19 protein-coding genes are annotated in these 18,238 nt (G+C 69.7%); 12 read left to right on the top strand and 7 right to left on the bottom strand.

Translation table 11 applies throughout. The features are described 5' to 3' along the window. Nucleotides 1-36: 36 nt before the first annotated feature. Nucleotides 37-468: a cupin domain-containing protein gene (locus BJY22_RS42215; protein WP_167216976.1), complete on the top strand. Its 432-nt coding sequence runs from the start codon at nt 37-39 to the stop codon at nt 466-468. Here the strand turns inward: BJY22_RS42215 and BJY22_RS38730 are convergent, their stop codons facing one another. The 3 genes from BJY22_RS38730 to BJY22_RS38720 all read right to left on the bottom strand — a co-directional run bounded on the left by BJY22_RS38730 (nt 469) and on the right by BJY22_RS38720 (nt 4,259). Continuing rightward, nucleotides 469-1,377: a VanW family protein gene (locus BJY22_RS38730; protein ID WP_167216975.1), complete on the bottom strand. Its 909-nt coding sequence runs from the start codon at nt 1,375-1,377 to the stop codon at nt 469-471. Nucleotides 1,378-1,654: 277 nt separating this feature from the next. Then, nucleotides 1,655-2,860 carry an Rv3235 family protein gene (locus tag BJY22_RS38725; protein ID WP_167216973.1) on the bottom strand — a complete coding sequence of 402 codons (1,206 nt, stop codon included), beginning with the start codon at nt 2,858-2,860 and terminating at the stop codon, nt 1,655-1,657. A gap of 1 nt (nt 2,861) precedes the next feature. After that, complete coding sequence (locus tag BJY22_RS38720) at nt 2,862-4,259, bottom strand: LysM peptidoglycan-binding domain-containing protein (protein WP_202891458.1); 1,398 nt, start codon at nt 4,257-4,259, stop codon at nt 2,862-2,864. Nucleotides 4,260-4,415: 156 nt separating this feature from the next. Between BJY22_RS38720 and BJY22_RS38715 the strand changes: the two genes are divergently transcribed. Further along, nucleotides 4,416-4,967 (top strand): hypothetical protein, encoded by a 552-nt coding sequence (locus tag BJY22_RS38715; protein WP_167216971.1) that lies wholly within the window; start codon nt 4,416-4,418, stop codon nt 4,965-4,967. A gap of 102 nt (nt 4,968-5,069) precedes the next feature. On the opposite strand, the gene BJY22_RS38710 is transcribed toward BJY22_RS38715, so the two are convergent. Continuing rightward, nucleotides 5,070-5,318 (bottom strand): helix-turn-helix domain-containing protein, encoded by a 249-nt coding sequence (locus BJY22_RS38710; RefSeq protein ID WP_167216969.1) that lies wholly within the window; start codon nt 5,316-5,318, stop codon nt 5,070-5,072. A 167-nt stretch (nt 5,319-5,485) separates the two neighbouring features. On the opposite strand from BJY22_RS38710, the gene BJY22_RS38705 reads away from it, so the two are divergent. The 5 genes from BJY22_RS38705 to BJY22_RS38685 all read left to right on the top strand — a co-directional run bounded on the left by BJY22_RS38705 (nt 5,486) and on the right by BJY22_RS38685 (nt 10,298). Next, a complete protein-coding gene (locus tag BJY22_RS38705) occupies nt 5,486-6,145 on the top strand; it encodes a hypothetical protein (protein ID WP_167216968.1) in 660 nt (219 codons plus the stop codon). Beyond that, nucleotides 6,145-7,422 (top strand): CpaE/TadZ family protein, encoded by a 1,278-nt coding sequence (locus tag BJY22_RS38700; RefSeq protein ID WP_167216966.1) that lies wholly within the window; start codon nt 6,145-6,147, stop codon nt 7,420-7,422. The genes BJY22_RS38705 and BJY22_RS38700 overlap by 1 nt, the downstream gene beginning before the upstream one ends. Nucleotides 7,423-7,571: 149 nt before the next feature. Further along, nucleotides 7,572-8,327, top strand: a complete 756-nt coding sequence (locus tag BJY22_RS38695) for a DUF4097 family beta strand repeat-containing protein (RefSeq protein ID WP_238350577.1) — start codon at nt 7,572-7,574, stop codon at nt 8,325-8,327. A gap of 76 nt (nt 8,328-8,403) precedes the next feature. Beyond that, nucleotides 8,404-9,066: an HAD family hydrolase gene (locus BJY22_RS38690; RefSeq protein WP_167216962.1), complete on the top strand. Its 663-nt coding sequence runs from the start codon at nt 8,404-8,406 to the stop codon at nt 9,064-9,066. After that, entirely contained in the window at nt 9,063-10,298 is a 1,236-nt protein-coding gene (locus BJY22_RS38685) for a glycosyltransferase 87 family protein (protein WP_337759790.1), read from the top strand. The genes BJY22_RS38690 and BJY22_RS38685 overlap by 4 nt, the downstream gene beginning before the upstream one ends. Here BJY22_RS38685 and BJY22_RS38680 read toward each other — a convergent pair. Genes BJY22_RS38680 through BJY22_RS38670 form a run of 3 tightly spaced genes read right to left on the bottom strand, consistent with a single transcriptional unit; the run spans nt 10,261 to nt 12,817 of the window. Continuing rightward, a complete protein-coding gene (locus tag BJY22_RS38680; protein ID WP_167219223.1) occupies nt 10,261-11,001 on the bottom strand; it encodes a nucleotidyltransferase domain-containing protein in 741 nt (246 codons plus the stop codon). The two genes, BJY22_RS38685 and BJY22_RS38680, sit on opposite strands and share 38 nt — an antisense overlap. Continuing rightward, on the bottom strand, nt 11,001-12,326 hold the full coding sequence (locus tag BJY22_RS38675) for a hypothetical protein (RefSeq protein WP_420371443.1): 1,326 nt from the start codon (nt 12,324-12,326) through the stop codon (nt 11,001-11,003). Before BJY22_RS38675 ends, BJY22_RS38680 begins: the two co-directional genes overlap by 1 nt. Continuing rightward, nucleotides 12,326-12,817, bottom strand: a complete 492-nt coding sequence (locus BJY22_RS38670) for a cupredoxin domain-containing protein (protein WP_167216959.1) — start codon at nt 12,815-12,817, stop codon at nt 12,326-12,328. Before BJY22_RS38670 ends, BJY22_RS38675 begins: the two co-directional genes overlap by 1 nt. A 169-nt stretch (nt 12,818-12,986) precedes the next feature. On the opposite strand from BJY22_RS38670, the gene BJY22_RS38665 reads away from it, so the two are divergent. The 5 genes from BJY22_RS38665 to pruA all read left to right on the top strand — a co-directional run bounded on the left by BJY22_RS38665 (nt 12,987) and on the right by pruA (nt 18,222). Continuing rightward, nucleotides 12,987-14,453: a WS/DGAT/MGAT family O-acyltransferase gene (locus BJY22_RS38665; RefSeq protein ID WP_167216957.1), complete on the top strand. Its 1,467-nt coding sequence runs from the start codon at nt 12,987-12,989 to the stop codon at nt 14,451-14,453. Then, on the top strand, nt 14,450-14,974 hold the full coding sequence (locus tag BJY22_RS38660) for a DUF6912 family protein (protein WP_167216955.1): 525 nt from the start codon (nt 14,450-14,452) through the stop codon (nt 14,972-14,974). Before BJY22_RS38665 ends, BJY22_RS38660 begins: the two co-directional genes overlap by 4 nt. A 32-nt stretch (nt 14,975-15,006) precedes the next feature. After that, entirely contained in the window at nt 15,007-15,954 is a 948-nt protein-coding gene (gene ku / locus BJY22_RS38655; RefSeq protein ID WP_238350576.1) for a non-homologous end joining protein Ku, read from the top strand. A gap of 40 nt (nt 15,955-15,994) precedes the next feature. Beyond that, nucleotides 15,995-16,468: a VOC family protein gene (locus BJY22_RS38650; protein WP_167216953.1), complete on the top strand. Its 474-nt coding sequence runs from the start codon at nt 15,995-15,997 to the stop codon at nt 16,466-16,468. A gap of 125 nt (nt 16,469-16,593) precedes the next feature. Next, nucleotides 16,594-18,222 carry an L-glutamate gamma-semialdehyde dehydrogenase gene (pruA, locus tag BJY22_RS38645; RefSeq protein WP_167216951.1) on the top strand — a complete coding sequence of 543 codons (1,629 nt, stop codon included), beginning with the start codon at nt 16,594-16,596 and terminating at the stop codon, nt 18,220-18,222. Nucleotides 18,223-18,238: the final 16 nt, after the last annotated feature.

Here is an 18,238-nt window from a genome sequence, read left to right as displayed (position 1 = left end):
GTTTGCCGGGTGCGGGTCGGGGCATGAGGATGGTGAGTGCCCTACGAGGAGGAGATCCTGGTGCCACGTCGCGACGACCTGTCAGGGGTGCCGCTGCTCGGGCGGACCATCGCGCCGGAGGGATCCGGGCTCGTGCTCGCGGAGTGGGAGGCGGCGGGGCGTACGACGGACCAGGTCGCGTGGCAGGCGCCGTTGCATGTGCACCACACCGACGACGAGGCCTGGTACGTGCTGTCCGGGACGCTGCGGCTGAACATCGACGGCGAGTACTACGACGTACCGGCCGGGTCCGGGATCGTCGGGCCGCGGGGCGTGCCGCACACGTTCGGCAACCCGAGCGAGGAGCCGGCGCGGTACGTACTCGTGATGTCGGCGACGACACAGGCGCTGCTGGCGGAGTTGCACGGCGGGTTCTCGGGGGATGTCGCGGCGCTGTTCGAGAAGTACGGGTGCGCGCTGCTCGAGTGATCAGTGCGGGAGGACGACGTCCAGCACCGGTACGTCGACCGGAAGGTACTTGACCAGGGCAACGTTCTCGCGGATCAGCTCGTCGCGGACCGGCGTACCCGTGCGGCGATCGATCACGGTCCGCCAGATCTCGTTGCGGCGAAAGTAGTCCGCACCGGCCCGGAGGAACCGTTCGTCCTTCGAGAACACGCGGTACGACGACTCGGCGGGCCTGTCGGCGAGGATCTCGCCCTCGAGGTAGCGGTCGCCGACACTGGTGCGCAGCTGGAACGTCTGGTCGGTGTCGTTGCGGAACTGCAGGTCCACGTAGTTGTAGACGATGCTGCAGCCGACACCCCACGGCAGTACGCGACCGTTGTCCGGGAACGGGTCGAAGCTGTGCGTGGACCGCTGCGTCACGGTCATCGGCGAGTGCAGGACCATCCAGTGCAGCAGATTGGCGAGCTGACAGATGCCGCCGCCGATACCTGGTTTCGCCTGGCCGTTCGACAGCCGCATGCCCTGCACGTACCCCTTGCGCCGGGTCGCGTTGCCGACGACCTTGTTGAAGGAGAACGTCTCACCCGGCCGGATCAGCAGACCGTCGACCTGCGCACACGCGAGCTTCAGGTTCGTCACCTTGTTGTGCTGCATCCACATCTCGGTCTCCCCGAGCTGCCGCAACAGCAACGACTTGTGGCGCTTGATGCGCACGGGTAGATCGTTGACGTCGCGCGTCCCGGCGTACGGCGTCCTGGAACGCATCCACTCGATGCGCTTGACGGCGCGGTGATAACGCACCGCCAACGGATACAGCACCCGCACGCGCTCGCTCCACCGCCGCCCCCGCACCACAGGCACCACCCGCGCCCGCTCAGCCGCGGTCAGCTCATCAACACCGACCTGCCAAGCAGTCGTGCTCCCAGCCATTCCCCGTACCCCCGAAGACCCGACAACCCAGCCACCGTACGCCGCCCCACCCCAAACCATGTGACAGCTACAGCACAATCAAATTGCACCCTCTGAGACGCCAACCTCCACCCAAGAGTTGCCCCTCGTTTCGTACGCTCTCGCAGGCCAACCGATCGCTGCCGTCCAGCCGACGGAACTGCGGACAACCCAAGGGGAGCGCGGACAGCTGACCAGATGTTCACACTCGCCGGCAGGTGTCCACGGCGCAGCGACGCACCACCGTCTGGGGGAAGGTTCAGCCGAGCTCGAGGGCGGTGCAGACCCAGCGGTTGCGGCGGACTTCGAGGCGAAGGGCGATCGCGCGGGAGCGGCGGCCGTACCGTACGTGCGCGGCGACCTCGGCGATGCTGGGGTTCGGCATGAAAACCCGCACCGAGCGGACCGTGCTCTTCTCCTTCGCCCCACGCGAACCAGCGGTCGAGTTCAGCCCGAGCATCCGCACCCGGCGGTTCAGGTCCATGAACACCGCATCGTCGGTGAACCGCACCAGCTGCGAGATCGGCCGATCTCCCGCCAGCACCTCAGACACCGCCTGAGCCAATCGCCCACCCCAAACCCGAGCCCCCGGCAACCCCGGCACCTCCCCACGCCGAGCCTCCTCCCCACCAACAACCGCGGTCCCCGAAGTCGCTCGGGAGGCGGCCGAAACCGCCGCGGTACCTCGCGCGCCAGCGGCGCCCGCACCGCGGACCGCCTGACCACCGGCCGTACCTGGCGCAGTCCGCCTCGCATCCTCCGCGGGACGCGTGCTCGGGGTGGTGTTGAGCGGTGCCTGGGCTCCGTCAGGGCGCCCAGGCGCCGCGTCTGCCGGCGTGGCGCTTCGGTTGTCTTGCACCACGCTGAGCTTCTCGATAGGCCTGTCCGCCACGTCTGCGTTCGCCTGGCTCGCGTGCGCCATACCTGCGTCTGCCGGGGTTGCGTCGGCCACGCCCGCGTGCGGGGTGTGGGGCTCGACACCTTGTGGGCTTGCCTGACGGGTGGCTATCTGGCTGTTGAGCGCCTTGCCCGAAGTTGCCAGGCCTGCGTGCGCGCTGCCGGCCTCGGCCGGACTCGGCGTGGCTGCCTGGGGGGTGGTGCTGGAGAGGTGGCGTGGGGTGGGGAGGCCGAGACGGGTGACGGCCTGGAGGCGTAGGGCCAGGGCTCCGTGGGTGAGTTGGTCGGCGTACCGGGCGGTGGCCGGCACCTGGTGGTCGCCTGGGTTGGTGAGCGAGCGGAGTTGGGGGCGGGTCACCGAGGTCAGTACCGCGTCGCCCGTGGTTGCCTGCTCCGGAGCTGCGGTGGCGAGCGGGGCGGAGGTGCTCGCGGACCGCGGGGTGCGCGGGGTGGTGAGCTCGGTTGGCGACGGGGTCGGGGTGACGGCCATGGGAGCCTCCGGTGCGTGCGGTGCTGCGGTCGTGAAGGTGGTGGGGTCGGCCTGCGCGAGGTTGTGCTGCTGGCTCATGTCACGGCTCCTGGTGATGGGGCGGGAGGTGGTCGCCGTTGGGTGCCGGCGGGATGCGGAGGACCTGTCCGGGGAGGATGAGGTCGGGGTCGTCCCCGATCACTTGGCGGTTCGCGGCGTACCAGTCGGGCCAGCGCGCGGCGATGGCGTCGTTCGTGGCGGCGGGGCCGAGTTCGCGGGCGGCGATGCTCCAGAGGGAGTCGCCTTCGCGTACGACGACCCGCACAGGCACCCGCGGCCGCAGCTCGGTGTACCGGGTAGGAGCCCCGTCCGTAGGCCGATCCGGCACCCCGACCCGCGCTCGCTCACCTGCCGCCTGATTCGGTACGTCGCCCCGCTGGTGCTCGCCTGCTGGCTGGTTCGGTACGTCGGTCCGCTGCCGCTCACCTGCTGGCCGATCCGAGCCCGCAGCCTCGCCGCCCGCCTTCCGCGAATCAGCCTCACTACCGCCGACCTGCACAGTTGAGGCGGGCTCGGTCGCTCGGAACTCTCCGTGCCCTCCGGTTGCCTGCTCCGCAGCGGTCTCGTTGCCGCCGATCTGCAGGGTCGAGGCGGGCTCGGTCGCCCCGAACTCTCCGTGCCCTCCGGTTGCCTGCTCCGCAGCGGTCTCGTTGCCGCCGATCTGCACGGTCGAGGCGGGCTCGGTCGCCCGGAACTCGCTGTGCCCTCCGGTTGCCTGCTCCGGGGCGGTTTCGTTTTCGTGCTGCTGGGGCGCGGCGTGCGCGGTGTTTGTGCGTCCGGGGTCGGTCTCGGGGTTGCCGATCCGGAGGGTCGACGGGGGCTCGGTGGCACGGAAGTTGCTGCGGTCTGCGGCCGGCTGCTGTGGTGCGGTCTGGCTGTTGCTGAGCTGCGCGGTAGAGGCGGACTCGGTGGTGGGGTGCTGCGGGCTGGGGTTGTTGCCGCCGACGTGGATGGTCGAGCGCGGTTCGGTCGCGCGGAAGGGGGCGGGGTTCTGTGGGGTGTCTGTGAGGTGCACGCGATCGGCGGTGGGGGCGGCGCCTAGGTGGAGGGTTGACGGGGCCTCGGGGGTGTGGCGGATGTGCGCCGTGGTGGGGGCTGCGTTGGCTACGCCGACTGTGAGGGGCGTAACGGCGGCCACGCCGAGGCCGGAGCGGAGCAGGGCTCGGGCGGTTTTGGTGGTGATTCGGCCTGCTACGGCGCCGGCCAGTTCGCCGATGACACCGGGGACCTGTTCCAGGACGGTGAGCAGGACGGCCAGCGTGAGCCACGCGTAGGCGATCCAGGCGATGGTTCCGACCGCGACGACGGTCAGCGAATCCAGGTCGTAGGTCCGGAGGCCGCTGATCGAACCGGCCGTCATCCAGCGGAGGAGCAGGCCGAGGCCGGCCAGTGCGAGCACCGCGAGGATGCCTTTGAGCGCCCGGATCATCGCGTTCATCCCGCTTCGCCCCTGACCTATGAGTTTGCTTTAGTTTGCTTTGGCTTGACCACTATAGACCGGTTCTACGCCCACTTTGCAAGTTCTTAACGCACGCTGCGTCGATTTCCGCTGCGGAGGGTGATCGCGGTACCGGGGCCCGGTAGGTTCACGGTCATGCGGTGGGATGCGTTGTTCGCGGACCTGGAGTCGCAGTTCGAGGCGCTCCAGGACGGTGATCTGTACGGCGAGGTCGCCGATCGGATCCGGGCCGAGGTCGGGAAGATCACCGTGCTCGACCGGCTCCGCGGGGCGGTGAACACCGTCGTACGCGTCGAACTGAACGACGCGGAGCCCGTCCGCGGGCTGCTCAGCCGGGTCGGGAAGGACTGCCTGCTGCTCGAGACCGAGCGCTACGAGGAGTGGCTGATCCCGGTGACCGCGCTGGTCGCCGTACACCGGTTGGGACCGTGGGCGGAGCCGGCCGTCGGAGCCGTCGAGGGCAAACTCGGCCTGGCGCATCTGCTTCGCGGTATCGCCCGGGACCGCTCACCCGTCACGTTGTTCTGCAGCGGTGGCGGCGGTCCGGTCACCGGCACCATCGACCGCGTCGGCGCCGACTTCGTCGAACTCGCCGAGCACCCCCTGGACGCACCGCGCCGCCGTACCGAGGTCTACAACGTCCGCCTCGTCCCTACCCAGTCCCTCCGCGCCCTCCGCCGCCGCTGACACAAAGCACAAGCGGCGGGGTCCGGGAACAAGCAATCGCTTGTCCCCGGACCCCGCCGCCTGTCTCGGACCCAGCCCGGCGCCAGCCCGCCGGGCGGACTGTCAGAGGTGCGCGTCCTCGGTGGTCTCGGCCTCTTCGCCGAAGGGATGGGTGTCGATGAACTGCTTGGTCTCGGTGTACAGCCGCTCGATGTACTTCTCCAGCTCGGACGCCTCGACGCGCCACTGACCGCGCCCGCCGATCTTCACGGCGGGGATGTCGCCGCGCCGGACCAGGGCGTACACCTGGTTCGCCGAGATGTTCAGGACCTCGGCGACGTCGGCGAGCTGGAGGAATCGGGGACCCGGCATCGTCGTACTCCTTCGCACAGTGGCTGGTTCTTTCAGTTTGCCACGGTTGGCTAGGGGATGTTCGAGTTTGTCCCCAGGTCATGACAGCCTGTGGATGACTGTTCACCCTGCGATCGGCGACCAGGCAGAATGTCCGCCGAGAGCGATCCATCGACTGGGGAGACGACGTGGTCGACACGGCAGTGCGAAGCGGGTTCGGGGCACCGGCCGCTCCGGCGCAGCGCAACCGGAAGGCGCGCTGGAAGGACGGCCGCCTGGTGCTCGGCGTGCTGCTCGTCGCCATCACCGCGCTGGCGGGGGCGAAGTTGCTGTCGTCCGCGGACGACACCACCACGATCTGGGCGGCCAAGCACGAGCTCAAGCTCGGGACCCCGCTGACCACCGACGACCTGACCACGGTCCGGGTCCGCTTCACCAGCAGCGACGACTCCCAGCGGTACCTGTCGGCCGACGCCGCGCTGGAGGGCCTGGTCGTCGGCCGCACCGTCGGTCCGGGCGAGTTCGTTCCGAAGGACGCCGCCGTCCCCGCCTCCGACCGGGACCGCACCGAGATGCCGCTGTCCGTCGCCACGGGCCACCTGCCGTCCGACACCGCGGTCGGCGACCTCGTGGACGTCTGGGTGGTGCCGAAGGCGGAGGGCCAGCCCGCCCGGCCCCTGTGGAGCAGTGTCCGCGTGCTCCAGATCGACTCGCTGAAGGGCGTCGCCGGCGGCTCCGCACGCCGCCAGATCACGGTCGGCCTGACGCAGAGCGACCTGCCCCGCATCCCGTCCGCCCTGACCGCGATCAGCGCCGGAGAGCCGACCCTGGTCCGGAAGGCCGGCTGATGTCGATCCCGATCCTGCTGGCGGTGACCGGCGCGCCGTGGGAAGCAGATGTCGTACGGCGGACCGAGCACGCCTCCGGGATCCGGGTGGTACGGCGCTGCGTGGACATCGCCGACGTGATGGCAGCCGCCGCCAGCGGCCAAGCCCGCGCAGTGGTGCTCGCCGACGCGCTGCCCCGCCTGTCGTCCGATGCCGTCGCCGCGCTGCACGCCCGCGGCATCGCCGTACTCGCCCTGGTCGACCCGCTCGAGACCGGCGCCCCGTTCGGCGCCGAGGACCGGCTCAGCCGGATGGGGATCGAGCGGATCCTGCCCGCCGACGTGAGCCCGGTGGACCTCGGCCGCGCGGTCTCGGACGCGGTCGACTCGGGCCCGCCGATCACCACGTCGCACTTCGCGGGCGGTTTCGTACCGCTCACCCCGGAGAACGCCGGCCAGGCCGAGCAGCCGGCCTTCCCGCAGGGCACCGGCCGGCTGATCGCGGTCTGGGGCCCGACCGGCGCGCCCGGCCGGACGACGGTCGCGGTCAACCTCGCGAGCGAGCTGTCCGTGCGGCGCGTGCCGACCCTGCTCGCGGACGCCGACGTGTACGGCGGGACCGTCGCGCAGATGCTCGGGATGCTCGACGAGACCTCGGGGCTGGCCGCCGCGGCCCGCTCCGCGTCGAACGGTTCGCTCGACATGGTGACGCTCGCCCGGCACTCCCGCTCGGTGAACCCGCACCTCCTCGTGCTGACCGGCCTCAGCCGCGCCGACCGCTGGACCGAGCTGCGCCCCGCGGCCGTCGAGTCGATCTGGTCGACCGCCCGGACGCTGGCGCCGCTCACGGTGGTGGACGCCGGGTTCTGCATCGAGACCGACGAGGAGATCTCGTTCGACTCGCTGGCCCCGCGGCGCAACGGGGCGACCGTGGTGACGCTCGAGGAGGCCGACGAGGTGATCGTCGTCGGTACGGCGGACCCGGTCGGCCTGACCCGGCTGATCCGGGCGGTCCACGAGCTGCGCGCCGTCGTACCGTCGGTGACCGTCCGCGTGGTGGTGAACCGGATTCGCTCCGGGCCGCTCGGCGGATCACCCGGCGACGCGGCGGTGGAGGCGCTGCGGCAGTACGCCGGGATCGACCGCGCCGTGCTGCTGCCGTACGACCTGGGCGCGACGGACACCGCGATGGCGCACGGGCGCAGCCTGTCCGAGGCGGCCAAGTCGAGCAAGCTCCGCAAGGGCTTCCAGCAGCTCGCCGCCGCGATCGCCGCCGACTTCCACTCCGTCCCGGCCTGACCGGCGCGGCCCCTTCTCAGGGTCGGGTCGGTGGGATCTGGGGGACAACCCCGCCGACAGCGGGGCCCCGATCTGTCAGGGTGGGAGGTACTTCGACCCGCACGTGAGGGAGCGTCATGTCCGATGTCCAGAGCCGCCCGGGGAGCTCGATGACCCCGCAGAGACGGTACGGGATCGCGATCTCGGTCGCCCTGATCCTCGGCGGGGCGTACTGGGCGCTGACCGGCCTGACCGAGGACACGGCGAGCGGCCGGAGCAGCTACGCCGTGGAGGGCGGCTCGCTGCTCGTGAAGAACGGCTCCTCGACGGTCGAGGTCCGGCCGGGGGACGGCACCGAGGTGACGATCGACCGGCAGTCCAAGCGGAACATCTTCGGCTCGGACCCGAAGGAGTCGTACGACAACGGCGAGCTCGAGCTCAACAGCGGTGGCTGCGGGTTCCTGTCGTTCGGGTGCAGGACGACGTACGTGCTGACCGTGCCGCGGGACGTGAAGCTGACGGTCGAGAGCAGCAGCGGCGAGGTGACGGTCTCCGGGTTCGACGGCGGGGCGAACGTCAAGACCAGTTCCGGCGACATCAAGGTGCACGACGTCGGCGGCCCCCTGGAGCTGCGGTCGAGCTCGGGCGACCTCGAGGCGGACGGCCTGTCCTCGACGTCGGTGACGACGCACAGCAGCTCGGGCAGAACGACGTTGGGCTTCACCGTCGCGCCGCAGTCGGTCAACGCGCGGACGAGTTCGGGAGACGTGGAGATCCGGATCCCGGCCGGCGACGAGGCGTACAAGATCGACACCGACACGTCCTCCGGCGACGAGTCCGCGAATGTGAAGAGCGATCCGGGCGCCCCCCGGACGATCACCGCGAAGACCTCGTCGGGTGACGTCAGCATCGAATACGAGCGCTGAATTCCAAGACGGATACAGCGAGTGAGACCGAGGGTGGGGACAGTGAGGACGCGCCGGTCTGAGTAGTCTTGCCGCCATGGTCGAGGTGCAGGCGGTGCCGCGAGGGCTCCTGGTGGACTGGGGCGGCGTGCTCACCTCGGGTCTCGAGCCGGCCCTACGGCGCTGGGCGGAGCTGGACGATTTCGACTTCGACTCCTACCTGGCCGCCGTCCTCAAATGGCTGCCGTCGGAGAACGCGGTCGCCGAGGCGGAGCTCAACCCGGTGCACGCGCTCGAGCGCGGTCAGATCGCCGTCCCCGACTTCGAACGCAAGCTCGCCTCGATGCTGGTCCGCCGCGACGGTACGCCGGTCCCTGCCGAGGGACTGATCGAGCGGATGTTCGCGCACTTCGAGCACCAGCCCGCGATGGCCGCGCTGGTCCGGCGGGCCAACGAACGCGGGATCAGAACCGCGCTGCTGTCCAACTCCTGGGGCAACACGTACCCCCGCGACACCTGGGACGGCATGTTCGACGACATCGTCATCTCCGGTGAGGTCGGCCTCCGCAAGCCCGACGCGGAGATCTTCCGGCTGGCGGCCGATCGGCTCGGCCTCGAACCGGCCGAATGCGTGTTCGTCGACGACCTGCAGCTGAACGTCGACGGCGCCCGCGCGGTCGGGATGACCGCGATCCTTCACACCGAGTACGACGAGACCCGGCGAGCGCTGGAAACCCTGTTCGGAGCCGACCTGACGTGACCGTGACCACCCCTGCCTCCTCCCCGACTCGTCCCGCCGGCCGCCGCCGCATCGTCATCGCCGTCGCCGCCTGCGCGCTGCTCGTCGCGCTCGGCGCCTGGATCGGCCACCTGTACGGCGGCATGATCGACCTGCGCGTCTACCGGATGGGCGGCTCGGTGCTGCTGCACGGCGACTCGCTGTACGACGCGAAGCTGCCGGGCGGCTCGAATCTCCCGTTCACGTACCCGCCGTTCTCGGCGATCGCGATGGTCCCGCTGGCCGCCGTACCGTGGGGTGTCGCGCTGGTGGCGTGGACGACCCTCTCGGTGCTGTGCATCACCGCGCTGTGGCGGACCAGTCTGACGAAGACCTTCTGGTCGTTCTTCACCAAGCGCAAGCGTACGGCGGTCCTCGCGGCGCTCACCGCGCTGTCGCTGCTGCTGGAGCCGGTCTGGCAGACGATCCAGTTCGGCCAGATCAACCTGTTGCTGACCGCAATGATCCTGCTGGACCTGGTCCGCCCGAACGACGCCCGCCTGCGCGGGTTCTGGCTCGGTGTGACGATCGGCGTCAAGCTCACCCCGTTGCCGCTGCTGGCGCTGCTCGTGGTGACGAAGCAGTGGCGTGCGTTGCGCAACGCAGTACTGGGGCTGCTGGCGACGATGGCGATCGGGTTCGCGGTTGTGCCGAACCAGTCCTGGCGGTACTGGACCGACGTGATCCTGGACGCCAACCGGGTCGGTGGGCTCACCTACACCGGCAACCAGTCGTTCAACGGCTTCCTGCACCGGATCGGCGACGAGGCGGGCTGGGTGCAGCCGACCTGGTTCGTGCTGTCGGCAGTGTTCGGGCTGGTCGTGCTGTGGTTGGCCCGGAAGTACTGGCTTGCCGACGAGCGGGTCACCGCGATCTCCGTGATGGCGCTGGCCGTCCTGTACGCGTCACCGATCTCGTGGAGCCACCACTGGGTGTGGATCATCCCGCTCGGCGTCAGCCTGATCCGCGGCGTCAACCGCTGGTGGGGCCTCAACCCCGCGGTCGTCACCGGCGTCCTGTTCTACGGCTTGTTCGTCCTGCGCTCGATCTGGTGGGTCCCGTACCGCGACGACCGTGAGCTCGACTGGTCGTTCTGGCAGTCGATCCCCGGCAACTCTCACCTGATCGTCGGCCTGATCGCGTTCGCACTACTGATCGTCACCAGCCGCAGCCTGCCTAAGCCGTCAGCGCCCGCAGCGGACCAGCAAGCCTGACCGCCAGCTCCTCGTCCACATACGGCACTTCACTCAGCAGTACGTCGACACTCGCCCGGAACGCCCGCTGTAACTCCACGGGCTCCAGCGATCGCACTAGCGTCGGCTCCACAGCCGCTGTGGTAGCCGAAGGCAACAGGTGCAGTCCACGGCCCTGAGAGTGCGGTACGTCGTGCCGCAAGCACATCAGCATCATCACGTGATCGCGGACGCCGCTGATCATGTACTCCGCCTGCCACGCCTTGCCCCGCGCGATGCTCGACCGGGCGTGCAACGCGTACAACCACCCCATGCCGACCAGATCGACGGGAGACGGTGTGCTCCACGCCGGTTGCTCCACGGCCTCACCGAAGAGCAGCTGGAACGTAGGTCCGAGCGCACCGAACTCCTCGGCCGGTGCGAACGCTATGTCGACCTGCAGCGTGGACTCCAGCAGGAACACCCTGTAGACGGTCTGACGCGACCAGACGTCGGTGTGGTGCACGGCGCCATGCTCCCCGTACATGAGCGCGGTCCACTCGGCCAGCACTGCGGACTGGTCGGCAGACGGAGTCAGGCCGAGTGCAAGGTCGATGTCCGACCACTGGTCCTCGGCACCTACAGCAGCCGATCCGGTGAGCGCCGCGCCCGCAACGCGCGTGTCTGCTCGGGCCTGCGCGACCAGTGCGTCGCGAAGGCCCGAGCGGTCGGCTGGTGTGTACATCACGAAGAAAACAGTAGAAGCAGTCCGCCGCAGGTGTAGCCGACCATGACGATCAGCAGGGGGATCTGGCCGGCCAGTGCCTTCGCCCGCGGGAACAGGGCGACGGCGCGGTCGTGGGCCGAGGCGACGCCGAGCAGGTGTCCGAAGACCACGGCGAGGACCTGTATCACCGCGATCGCCGTGCTGTGGTTCGTGATACCTGTGTTGACCGCGAGCAGCCCGGTGCCGAAGATGTTCGCGCCGTTGCTCAGCGGGTCGCTCAGGTAGATGAGCGTCCGCTGCCCCTCCAGGATGAGGAGCGTGAGGTAGTGCGCGACGACGTACCCGAGAACGATCGGTACGACGGAGTGCGCGAAGAGGCCCGGTAGCGCCTTGCGGGAGCTGTCCGAGAGGCGGCCGGCCAGGACCGTCGCGCCGGAGTACGTGACGAGCACGAACAGGATGAAGACGATCAGTGCGCCCGTCCCGAGCCAGGTCATCGAGACGTCCTGGTTCTGCGCCCAGCCGATCCACGCCGACGAGTTCGAGAACCCGTCGTACGCCGTCGAGCCGAGCAGTGCGGCCACCATCCCGACCAGGCCGGGTCGCGGCTTCAGGCCGTCGAGGTTCTCCAGCGGTCGGCGCAGTACCAGCGCACCGTCGGTACGGCGGCCCCACGGCGACAGTCGCGCCATCAGCGTCGCGTACGCCTCGAACGGATCGCCCTGCGCGAACCACCGGTCGCCGAACAGGACGGCACCGAACAGCGTGATCACGACGTACAACGCGATCCAGGCCTGCAGCACCGGGATCGTTGCGCGGTCCGGGGCGACCAGTTCGAGCCAGGTGAACGCGAAGATGCCCAGCGCGGCCGGCCACAGACCGACCCAGGCCGGGAGCTCCAGCAGACCCTTCGAGGGCGGCTGACGTAGCAGCTTCGAGAGCAGGAGGTGGATGGTGCGCAGCGGGTTCAGCGTCCGCCAGACCGGGCCGAACAGCAGCGAGATCGGTACCAGGCCGACCCAGACCAGGATGTAGACGAACCCGAAGATCGGGTTCGTCAGGCGGTCGACGCCGAACAGCAGCGAGACCATCGCGTACAGGAACGTCGCCAGGCCGAAGAGCTGGACGATCCACCGGAACCAGGCCGCGTCGATCAGCCGGCTGATTGCGGTCGGCAACGGTACGCCGGAGGCGTCACCGCGGTACTTCGGGTTGCGCCAGGCCAGGCCCAGGACGACGAAGGACAGCGCCACGGCGACCGCGGCACCGCCCACCGCCAGCCCGAACGGGACCGGCAGATCCTGCCGCCCGCCGATCCCGTGGAGCGGCAGCAACACAGGGATCACGAGACGACGAGCTTGGCGACGAGTTTGCCGCTCTCGTGGGTCTCGATCTCGAAGGTGCCCTTCATGTTCGCGGTGAACTTGACCGAGGCGGGCTTGCCGGGGGTGAGCGCGAGCTCCTTGTCGTAGCCGTGGATGTGCAGCTGGTCGGCGGCGTCGCTGACCGCCTTGACCAGCACGGTCTGGCCGGACTTGACCTTGATCGTCGCGCCGCTCGGGTTGACCTTGCCGTTGGCAACGGTGACGTCGACGGTCACGTCGGCCTGCTCCCCGGACGGGTCGGCGGTGTTCGAGGGGGCGCTGGTGTTCGGCGAGCTGGGGGCGGGGGTGTTCGTCGGCAGACTCGAGGTAGCGGTCGGGGTCGACGCGGGGGCGCTCGGGGAGGGAGTCTCGGTACCGCCGGTCTCGTCTCCGCCGCAGCCGGCCAGGACCAGCATGCCGAGGGTGGGCAGGAGGGCGGTGGCGGCACCGCGTGTGAGCGTCGAACGCATCGGTCCAGGAGCCTTTCAAAGGGGTCGAGTGACTTCTCAGGGTGCAAGACACACCCTCTTGCCTGACGAACACGAATAGCTCAGTGTTCCCGTACAGGCAGTGTCGCAGCCCACTGTCCGTAGGCCCCGCTAGGGTGAGATTCCGTCGAACTGAGAGGAAGGTGGCCGGATGCCGGACCGGTTGACGTCGCTCGACCTCACCTTCCTGAAGGCCGAGTCGCCGGCCACGCCGATGCATGTCGGGACGGTGGACATCTTCGAGCCGCCGGTGCACGGCGACGAGGGGTTCGACTACGAGAGCCTGGTGGCGCTGATCCGGGACCGGATCGCGTTCGTGCCGCGGTACCGGCAGCGCGTCCAGCAGATCCCGGGGCGCTTCGCCGGGCCGGTCTGGGTGGACGACGAAGAGTTCGACATCACGTTCCATGTACGGCGCTCCGCGCTGCCCCGTCCCGGCACCCACGCGCAGCTGCTCGAGCTGGTCGCCCGGATCATGTCCCGGCGGCTCGACCGGGCCCGTCCGCTGTGGGAGATGTACCTGGTCGAGGGCCTGCAGGGTGACCGGTTCGCGATCATCTCGAAGTCCCATCAGGCGCTTGTCGACGGCAACAGCACGGTCGACATCGGGCAGGTGGTGCTGGACAGCACCGCGCACCCCCGGGAGACGCCGACCGACACCTGGCAGCCGGAGCATCCGCCGTCCGCGCTGGAGCTGCTCGCCGGGGTGTTCGCCGACGCCACCCGGCATCCGACCGCGGTCCTGGAGCTGGCCCGCGCCGAGATGGCCAGCCTGACCGGCTCCACCTCGGTGCGCGAGGTGCTCGGCGACGTGGTCGGCTCGGTGGTCGCGCAGCGGCACGTGCAGGAGAGCTCGCTGCACGTGAAGACGTCCGGGCAGCGCCGGTTCACCACCGTCCAGACCGACCTGGAGGACTACCGGTCCATCCGCGCGGCCCACGGCGGGACGGTGAACGACGTGATCCTCGCCGTGGTCGCGGGCGGGTTCCGCGCCTGGATGATGACCCGCGGCGAGGGCGTCGGCCCGACCCGGAGCGTGCGCGCGGTGGTGCCGGTCAGCATCCGCGACGACGAGGACGAGGAGCCCACGTCGCTCGGCTCCCGGGTGATCGCCTCGACCGTGAACCTGCCGGTCGGGGAGAACTCCCCGGTCATGCGGCTGCACCAGATCTCGTACCAGACCAAGGTGCACAAGGACACCGGCCGCGCGGTCAGCGCCCGCTCGCTGGTCGGCATCGCCGGATTCGCCCCGACCACGCTGCACGCGCTCGCCGCCCGGGTCGCGACCGCCACGGTCCGGCCGATCGACGACGTGGTGATCACCAACGTTCCGGGCCCGCAGTTCCCGCTGTACGCGCAGGGCGCCCCGATGCTGGCGTCGTACCCGGTGGTTCCGCTGATGCCCGGACAGGGCCTGTCGGTCGGCGTCACGTCGTACGACGGGAAGGTGTACTACGGTCTGAATGCGGACCGCACCGCCATGCCGGATCTCGCTGTTTTCGCCCAGTGCGTGACCGACGCGCTGGACGAGTTGCTGGACACCACGAAGGGCAGCCGGAACCGGGCCTCCCGGGGCCGGAAGAAGGATCGCGGGACAACCAAGAAGGCGGGTTCATGAGGGTCTACGTACCGGCGACGCTCCGGTCGCTGAGCGCGGCGTGCAACGCCGGGGAGATCGGCCCGGCCCCGCTGACGGCGTACGCCGTGACACCGGCGCTGCGGGAGTGGTACGTCGAGGGCGACGACGAGGAGCTGGAGTTCGCCGCGATGGCGCAGGCGGCCCGCGCCTCGGTAGGACTGCTCGCCGCCGATCCGGGTACCGCACGGAGGCGGGTGGTGATCGCGGCCGAGGTGAGCGCCGTACCGCCGGCCGACGGGTCCGTGGAGCTCGGCGACGCCCGGCTGGAGCTGCACGTGCTGATCCCGTGGCGGTCGGTGGTGTCCGTGCACCTGGACGCGCCGCAGGCGACGTCGGTGATCGGAAAGGCCGCCGACCTCTGGGACGCCGCACAGGACGGTGACGACGACGCGGTGTTCGCCCTGGATTCGTGCGAGGGTGAAGACCTGATGTGGTACGCGACACAGGAGATCCCGGATCTGCTGGCGGCGGAGGGGCCGCGCGGTGGGCAGCGGACGTGAGCTGACTGACGGGCTGAGCTGACAGGGAGCTGATGGCGATGCAGGCGATCTGGAAGGGGGCCATCTCGTTCGGGATGGTGACGATCCCGATCAAGGTGTTCTCCGCGACCGAGGAGAAGGACATCTCGTTCCGCCAGGTGCACGTCGCCGACGGCGGGCGGATCCGGTACAAGCGGATCTGCTCGATCGACGGCGAGGAGGTGCCGTACTCCGACATCGGCAAGGGGTACGAGATGCCGGACGGACGGATGGTGGTGCTGGACTCGGACGACTTCGCGGACCTGCCGCTGTCCAGCAAGAAGGTCATCGACGTGCTCGAGTTCGTGCCGGCCGACCAGGTCGACCCGCTCTACCTGGGCAAGTCCTACTACCTGGCCGCGGACGGCGGGCCGGGCGCGAAGCCGTACGTGCTGCTCCGCGACGCCCTCGAGGGCTCCGAGCTGTACGCGCTGGTGAAGGTCGCGCTGCGGTCCCGGGAGAGCCTCGGCCTGTTGCGGACGGTCGACGACATCCTGGTCCTGCAGGTGATGCTGTGGCCGGACGAGATCCGGGACGCGTCGTTCGCGGCGCCGCCCGAGGACGTGGAGATCCGGTCCCAGGAGAAGGCGATGGCGTCGTCGTACATCGACACGCTGCGTGGTGAGTTCGACCCGGACCAGTACCACGACGACTACCGCGAGGCGCTGGAGAAGGTCGTGATGGCGAAGGCCGAGGGCGTGCCGCTGCCGGAGACCGAGGAGGAAGAGACCGAGGGCGCCGAGGTGGTCGACCTGGTCGCGGCGCTGCGCGCGTCGGTCGAGGCCGCCAAGGCACGCCGTGCGGGCGGTGGGTCCGCCGACGGCGAGGCGGCCAAGAAGGCGCCGGCGAAGAAGGCCGCCGCCAAGAAGGCTCCGGCCAAGAAGGCGGCGGCTGCGAAGAAGACGGCCGCCAAGACCACGGCGAAGAAGGCCGCCAAGAAGGCCACGAAGAAGTCCGCATGAGTGAGCGAGCAAGGGGCAGCGCCGCCCCGGGGGAGTCCGCATGACCGACATACCGACGCCTCCGCCGACGACGACCGAGATCCCGAAGGACGAGTCGGAGATCGCCGAGGACCCCGGTGCGGCGGTCGTCCGGCCGGGTGCGTACCTGCTGGAGCTGATCCCGGTGCCGGTGTCCGACATCGACCGGGCGAAGCGGTTCTACTCCGAGCAATGCGGGTTCCATGTCGACGTCGACGTGTCGCCGGCCGACGGCGTCCGCGTGGTCCAGCTCACCCCGCCGGGCTCGTACTGCTCGATCAGCCTGCTCAAGGGCCTGCCGATGGCGGACATGGAGCCGGGATCGCTGCGCGCCCTGCACCTGGTGGTGAAGGACATCGAGGCGGCCCGCCAGGAGCTGATCGGCCGTGGCGTCGAGGTCGGCGAGACCGAGGACCTCGGCGGCGTGTTCTACGCCTGGTTCGCCGACCCCGACGGCAACACCTGGGCCCTCCAGCACATGCCGTGGCGGAAGTAGAGCGGAGGTAGCTCAGGCGCGTTCGTGGTTGACGGTCCTGGCATGGCACCATGCTGGTGTCACGTCCGGACCATCCGCACCGGCGTGCCCACACGGTCCACCCCACGATCGAGGAGTGCTGCAGCATGGATGCCGTCACCGCCGTTCCGACGCCGGCCAACGAGCCCGTCAGGGGGTATGCGCCCGGTTCGTCCGAGCGCGCGAGTCTGGAGGCGAAGCTCAAGGATTTCGCCGCCGCCGGTGCGATCGATCTGACGTGCACGATCGGCGGCGAGCAGAAGCTGGGTGGTGGTGCGCCGATCGAGGTGGTGCAGCCGCACCGGCACGCGCAGGTGCTGGGCACGCTCGGTAACGCGACCGAGGCGGACGGTAGGGCGGCGGTGGACGCGGCGCTGGCGGCTGCTCCGGCGTGGCGTTCGCTGTCGTTCGACGACCGTGCGGCGATCTTCCTGAAGGCGGCGGACCTGCTGGCGGGGCCGTGGCGGGACACCTTGAACGCGGCGACCATGCTCGGTCAGTCCAAGACGATCCAGCAGGCCGAGATCGACGCGGCGTGTGAGCTGATCGACTTCCTGCGGTTCAACGTGGCGTTCGCGCGGCAGATCGTCAGCGATCAGCCGATCTCGTCCCCGGGTGTGTGGAACCGGGTGGACTACCGGCCGCTCGAGGGGTTCGTGTACGCGATCACGCCGTTCAACTTCACCGCGATCGCGGGCAACCTGCCGACCGCGCCCGCGCTGATGGGCAACACGGTGGTGTGGAAGCCGTCGCCGACGCAGCAGTTCGCGGCGCACTGGACGATGCGGCTGTTCGAGGCGGCGGGGCTGCCGGCGGGTGTGATCAACCTGGTCACCGGTGACGGCATCGACGTCAGCAAGGCCGCGCTCACCCATCCGGATCTGGCCGGTATCCACTTCACCGGCTCGACGAAGACGTTCCAGTCGCTGTGGAGCACGGTCGGGGCGAACATCGCGTCGTACAAGACCTATCCGCGGCTGGTCGGGGAGACCGGCGGCAAGGACTTCATCCTGGCGCATCCGTCGGCGGACCCGGCGGTGCTGAAGACCGCGATGGTGCGGGGCGCGTTCGAGTACCAGGGGCAGAAGTGCTCGGCGGCGTCGCGGGCGTACGTGGCGCGGTCGGTGTGGGACCGGATCCGGGACGACCTGGTCGCGGAGACCGAGGCGATCACGATGGGCGACGTCACCGACCTGTCGAACTTCATCGGCGCGGTGATCGACGACCGCGCGTTCGCCAAGCACAAGGCGGCGATCGACCGCGCCCGGGCCACTGACGCGATCGAGGTTGTTGCCGGCGGCACCTACGACGACAGCGAGGGGTACTTCGTCCGCCCGACGCTGCTGGTCTCCGGCGACCCGGCCGACGAGATCTTCACCACGGAGTACTTCGGCCCGATCCTCGGCGTGCACGTGTACGACGACGCGGACTACGACACCGTGCTGAAGGGCATGGAGCACTCGGCGCCGTACGGGCTGACCGGTGCCGTCATCGCGCAGGACCGGCACGCGGTCGCGGAGGCCTCGGAGTACCTGCGGTTCGCGGCCGGGAATTTCTACGTCAACGACAAGCCGACCGGTGCGGTCGTCGGGCAGCAGCCGTTCGGCGGTGCCCGCGCGTCCGGTACCAACGACAAGGCCGGCTCGATGTGGAACCTGATCCGCTGGGCCTCCCCACGCTCGATGAAGGAAACCTTCGCCCCTCCGACGGATTACCGCTACCCGCACCAGGGGTGAGTCAGGGTTTACCCGG

It is taken from the genome of Kribbella shirazensis, from assembly GCF_011761605.1.
Taxonomy (GTDB): Bacteria; Actinomycetota; Actinomycetes; order Propionibacteriales; family Kribbellaceae; genus Kribbella; species Kribbella shirazensis.
This window is presented reverse-complemented; position numbering and strand designations above follow the sequence as displayed.

Coding starts and splice junctions, on each gene's coding strand:
- BJY22_RS38665 (WP_167216957.1), top strand. CDS start 12,987: ATGCCGGACCGGTTGACGTCGCTCGACCTCACCTTCCTGAAGGCCGAG.
- ku (WP_238350576.1), top strand. CDS start 15,007: ATGGCGATGCAGGCGATCTGGAAGGGGGCCATCTCGTTCGGGATGGTG.
- BJY22_RS38730 (WP_167216975.1), bottom strand. CDS start 1,377: ATGGCTGGGAGCACGACTGCTTGGCAGGTCGGTGTTGATGAGCTGACC.
- BJY22_RS38695 (WP_238350577.1), top strand. CDS start 7,572: ATGACCCCGCAGAGACGGTACGGGATCGCGATCTCGGTCGCCCTGATC.
- BJY22_RS38715 (WP_167216971.1), top strand. CDS start 4,416: ATGCGGTGGGATGCGTTGTTCGCGGACCTGGAGTCGCAGTTCGAGGCG.
- BJY22_RS38660 (WP_167216955.1), top strand. CDS start 14,450: ATGAGGGTCTACGTACCGGCGACGCTCCGGTCGCTGAGCGCGGCGTGC.
- BJY22_RS38650 (WP_167216953.1), top strand. CDS start 15,995: ATGACCGACATACCGACGCCTCCGCCGACGACGACCGAGATCCCGAAG.
- BJY22_RS38720 (WP_202891458.1), bottom strand. CDS start 4,259: ATGAACGCGATGATCCGGGCGCTCAAAGGCATCCTCGCGGTGCTCGCA.
- BJY22_RS38680 (WP_167219223.1), bottom strand. CDS start 11,001: ATGTACACACCAGCCGACCGCTCGGGCCTTCGCGACGCACTGGTCGCG.
- pruA (WP_167216951.1), top strand. CDS start 16,594: ATGGATGCCGTCACCGCCGTTCCGACGCCGGCCAACGAGCCCGTCAGG.
- BJY22_RS38670 (WP_167216959.1), bottom strand. CDS start 12,817: ATGCGTTCGACGCTCACACGCGGTGCCGCCACCGCCCTCCTGCCCACC.
- BJY22_RS38710 (WP_167216969.1), bottom strand. CDS start 5,318: ATGCCGGGTCCCCGATTCCTCCAGCTCGCCGACGTCGCCGAGGTCCTG.
- BJY22_RS38700 (WP_167216966.1), top strand. CDS start 6,145: ATGTCGATCCCGATCCTGCTGGCGGTGACCGGCGCGCCGTGGGAAGCA.
- BJY22_RS38690 (WP_167216962.1), top strand. CDS start 8,404: ATGGTCGAGGTGCAGGCGGTGCCGCGAGGGCTCCTGGTGGACTGGGGC.
- BJY22_RS38725 (WP_167216973.1), bottom strand. CDS start 2,860: ATGAGCCAGCAGCACAACCTCGCGCAGGCCGACCCCACCACCTTCACG.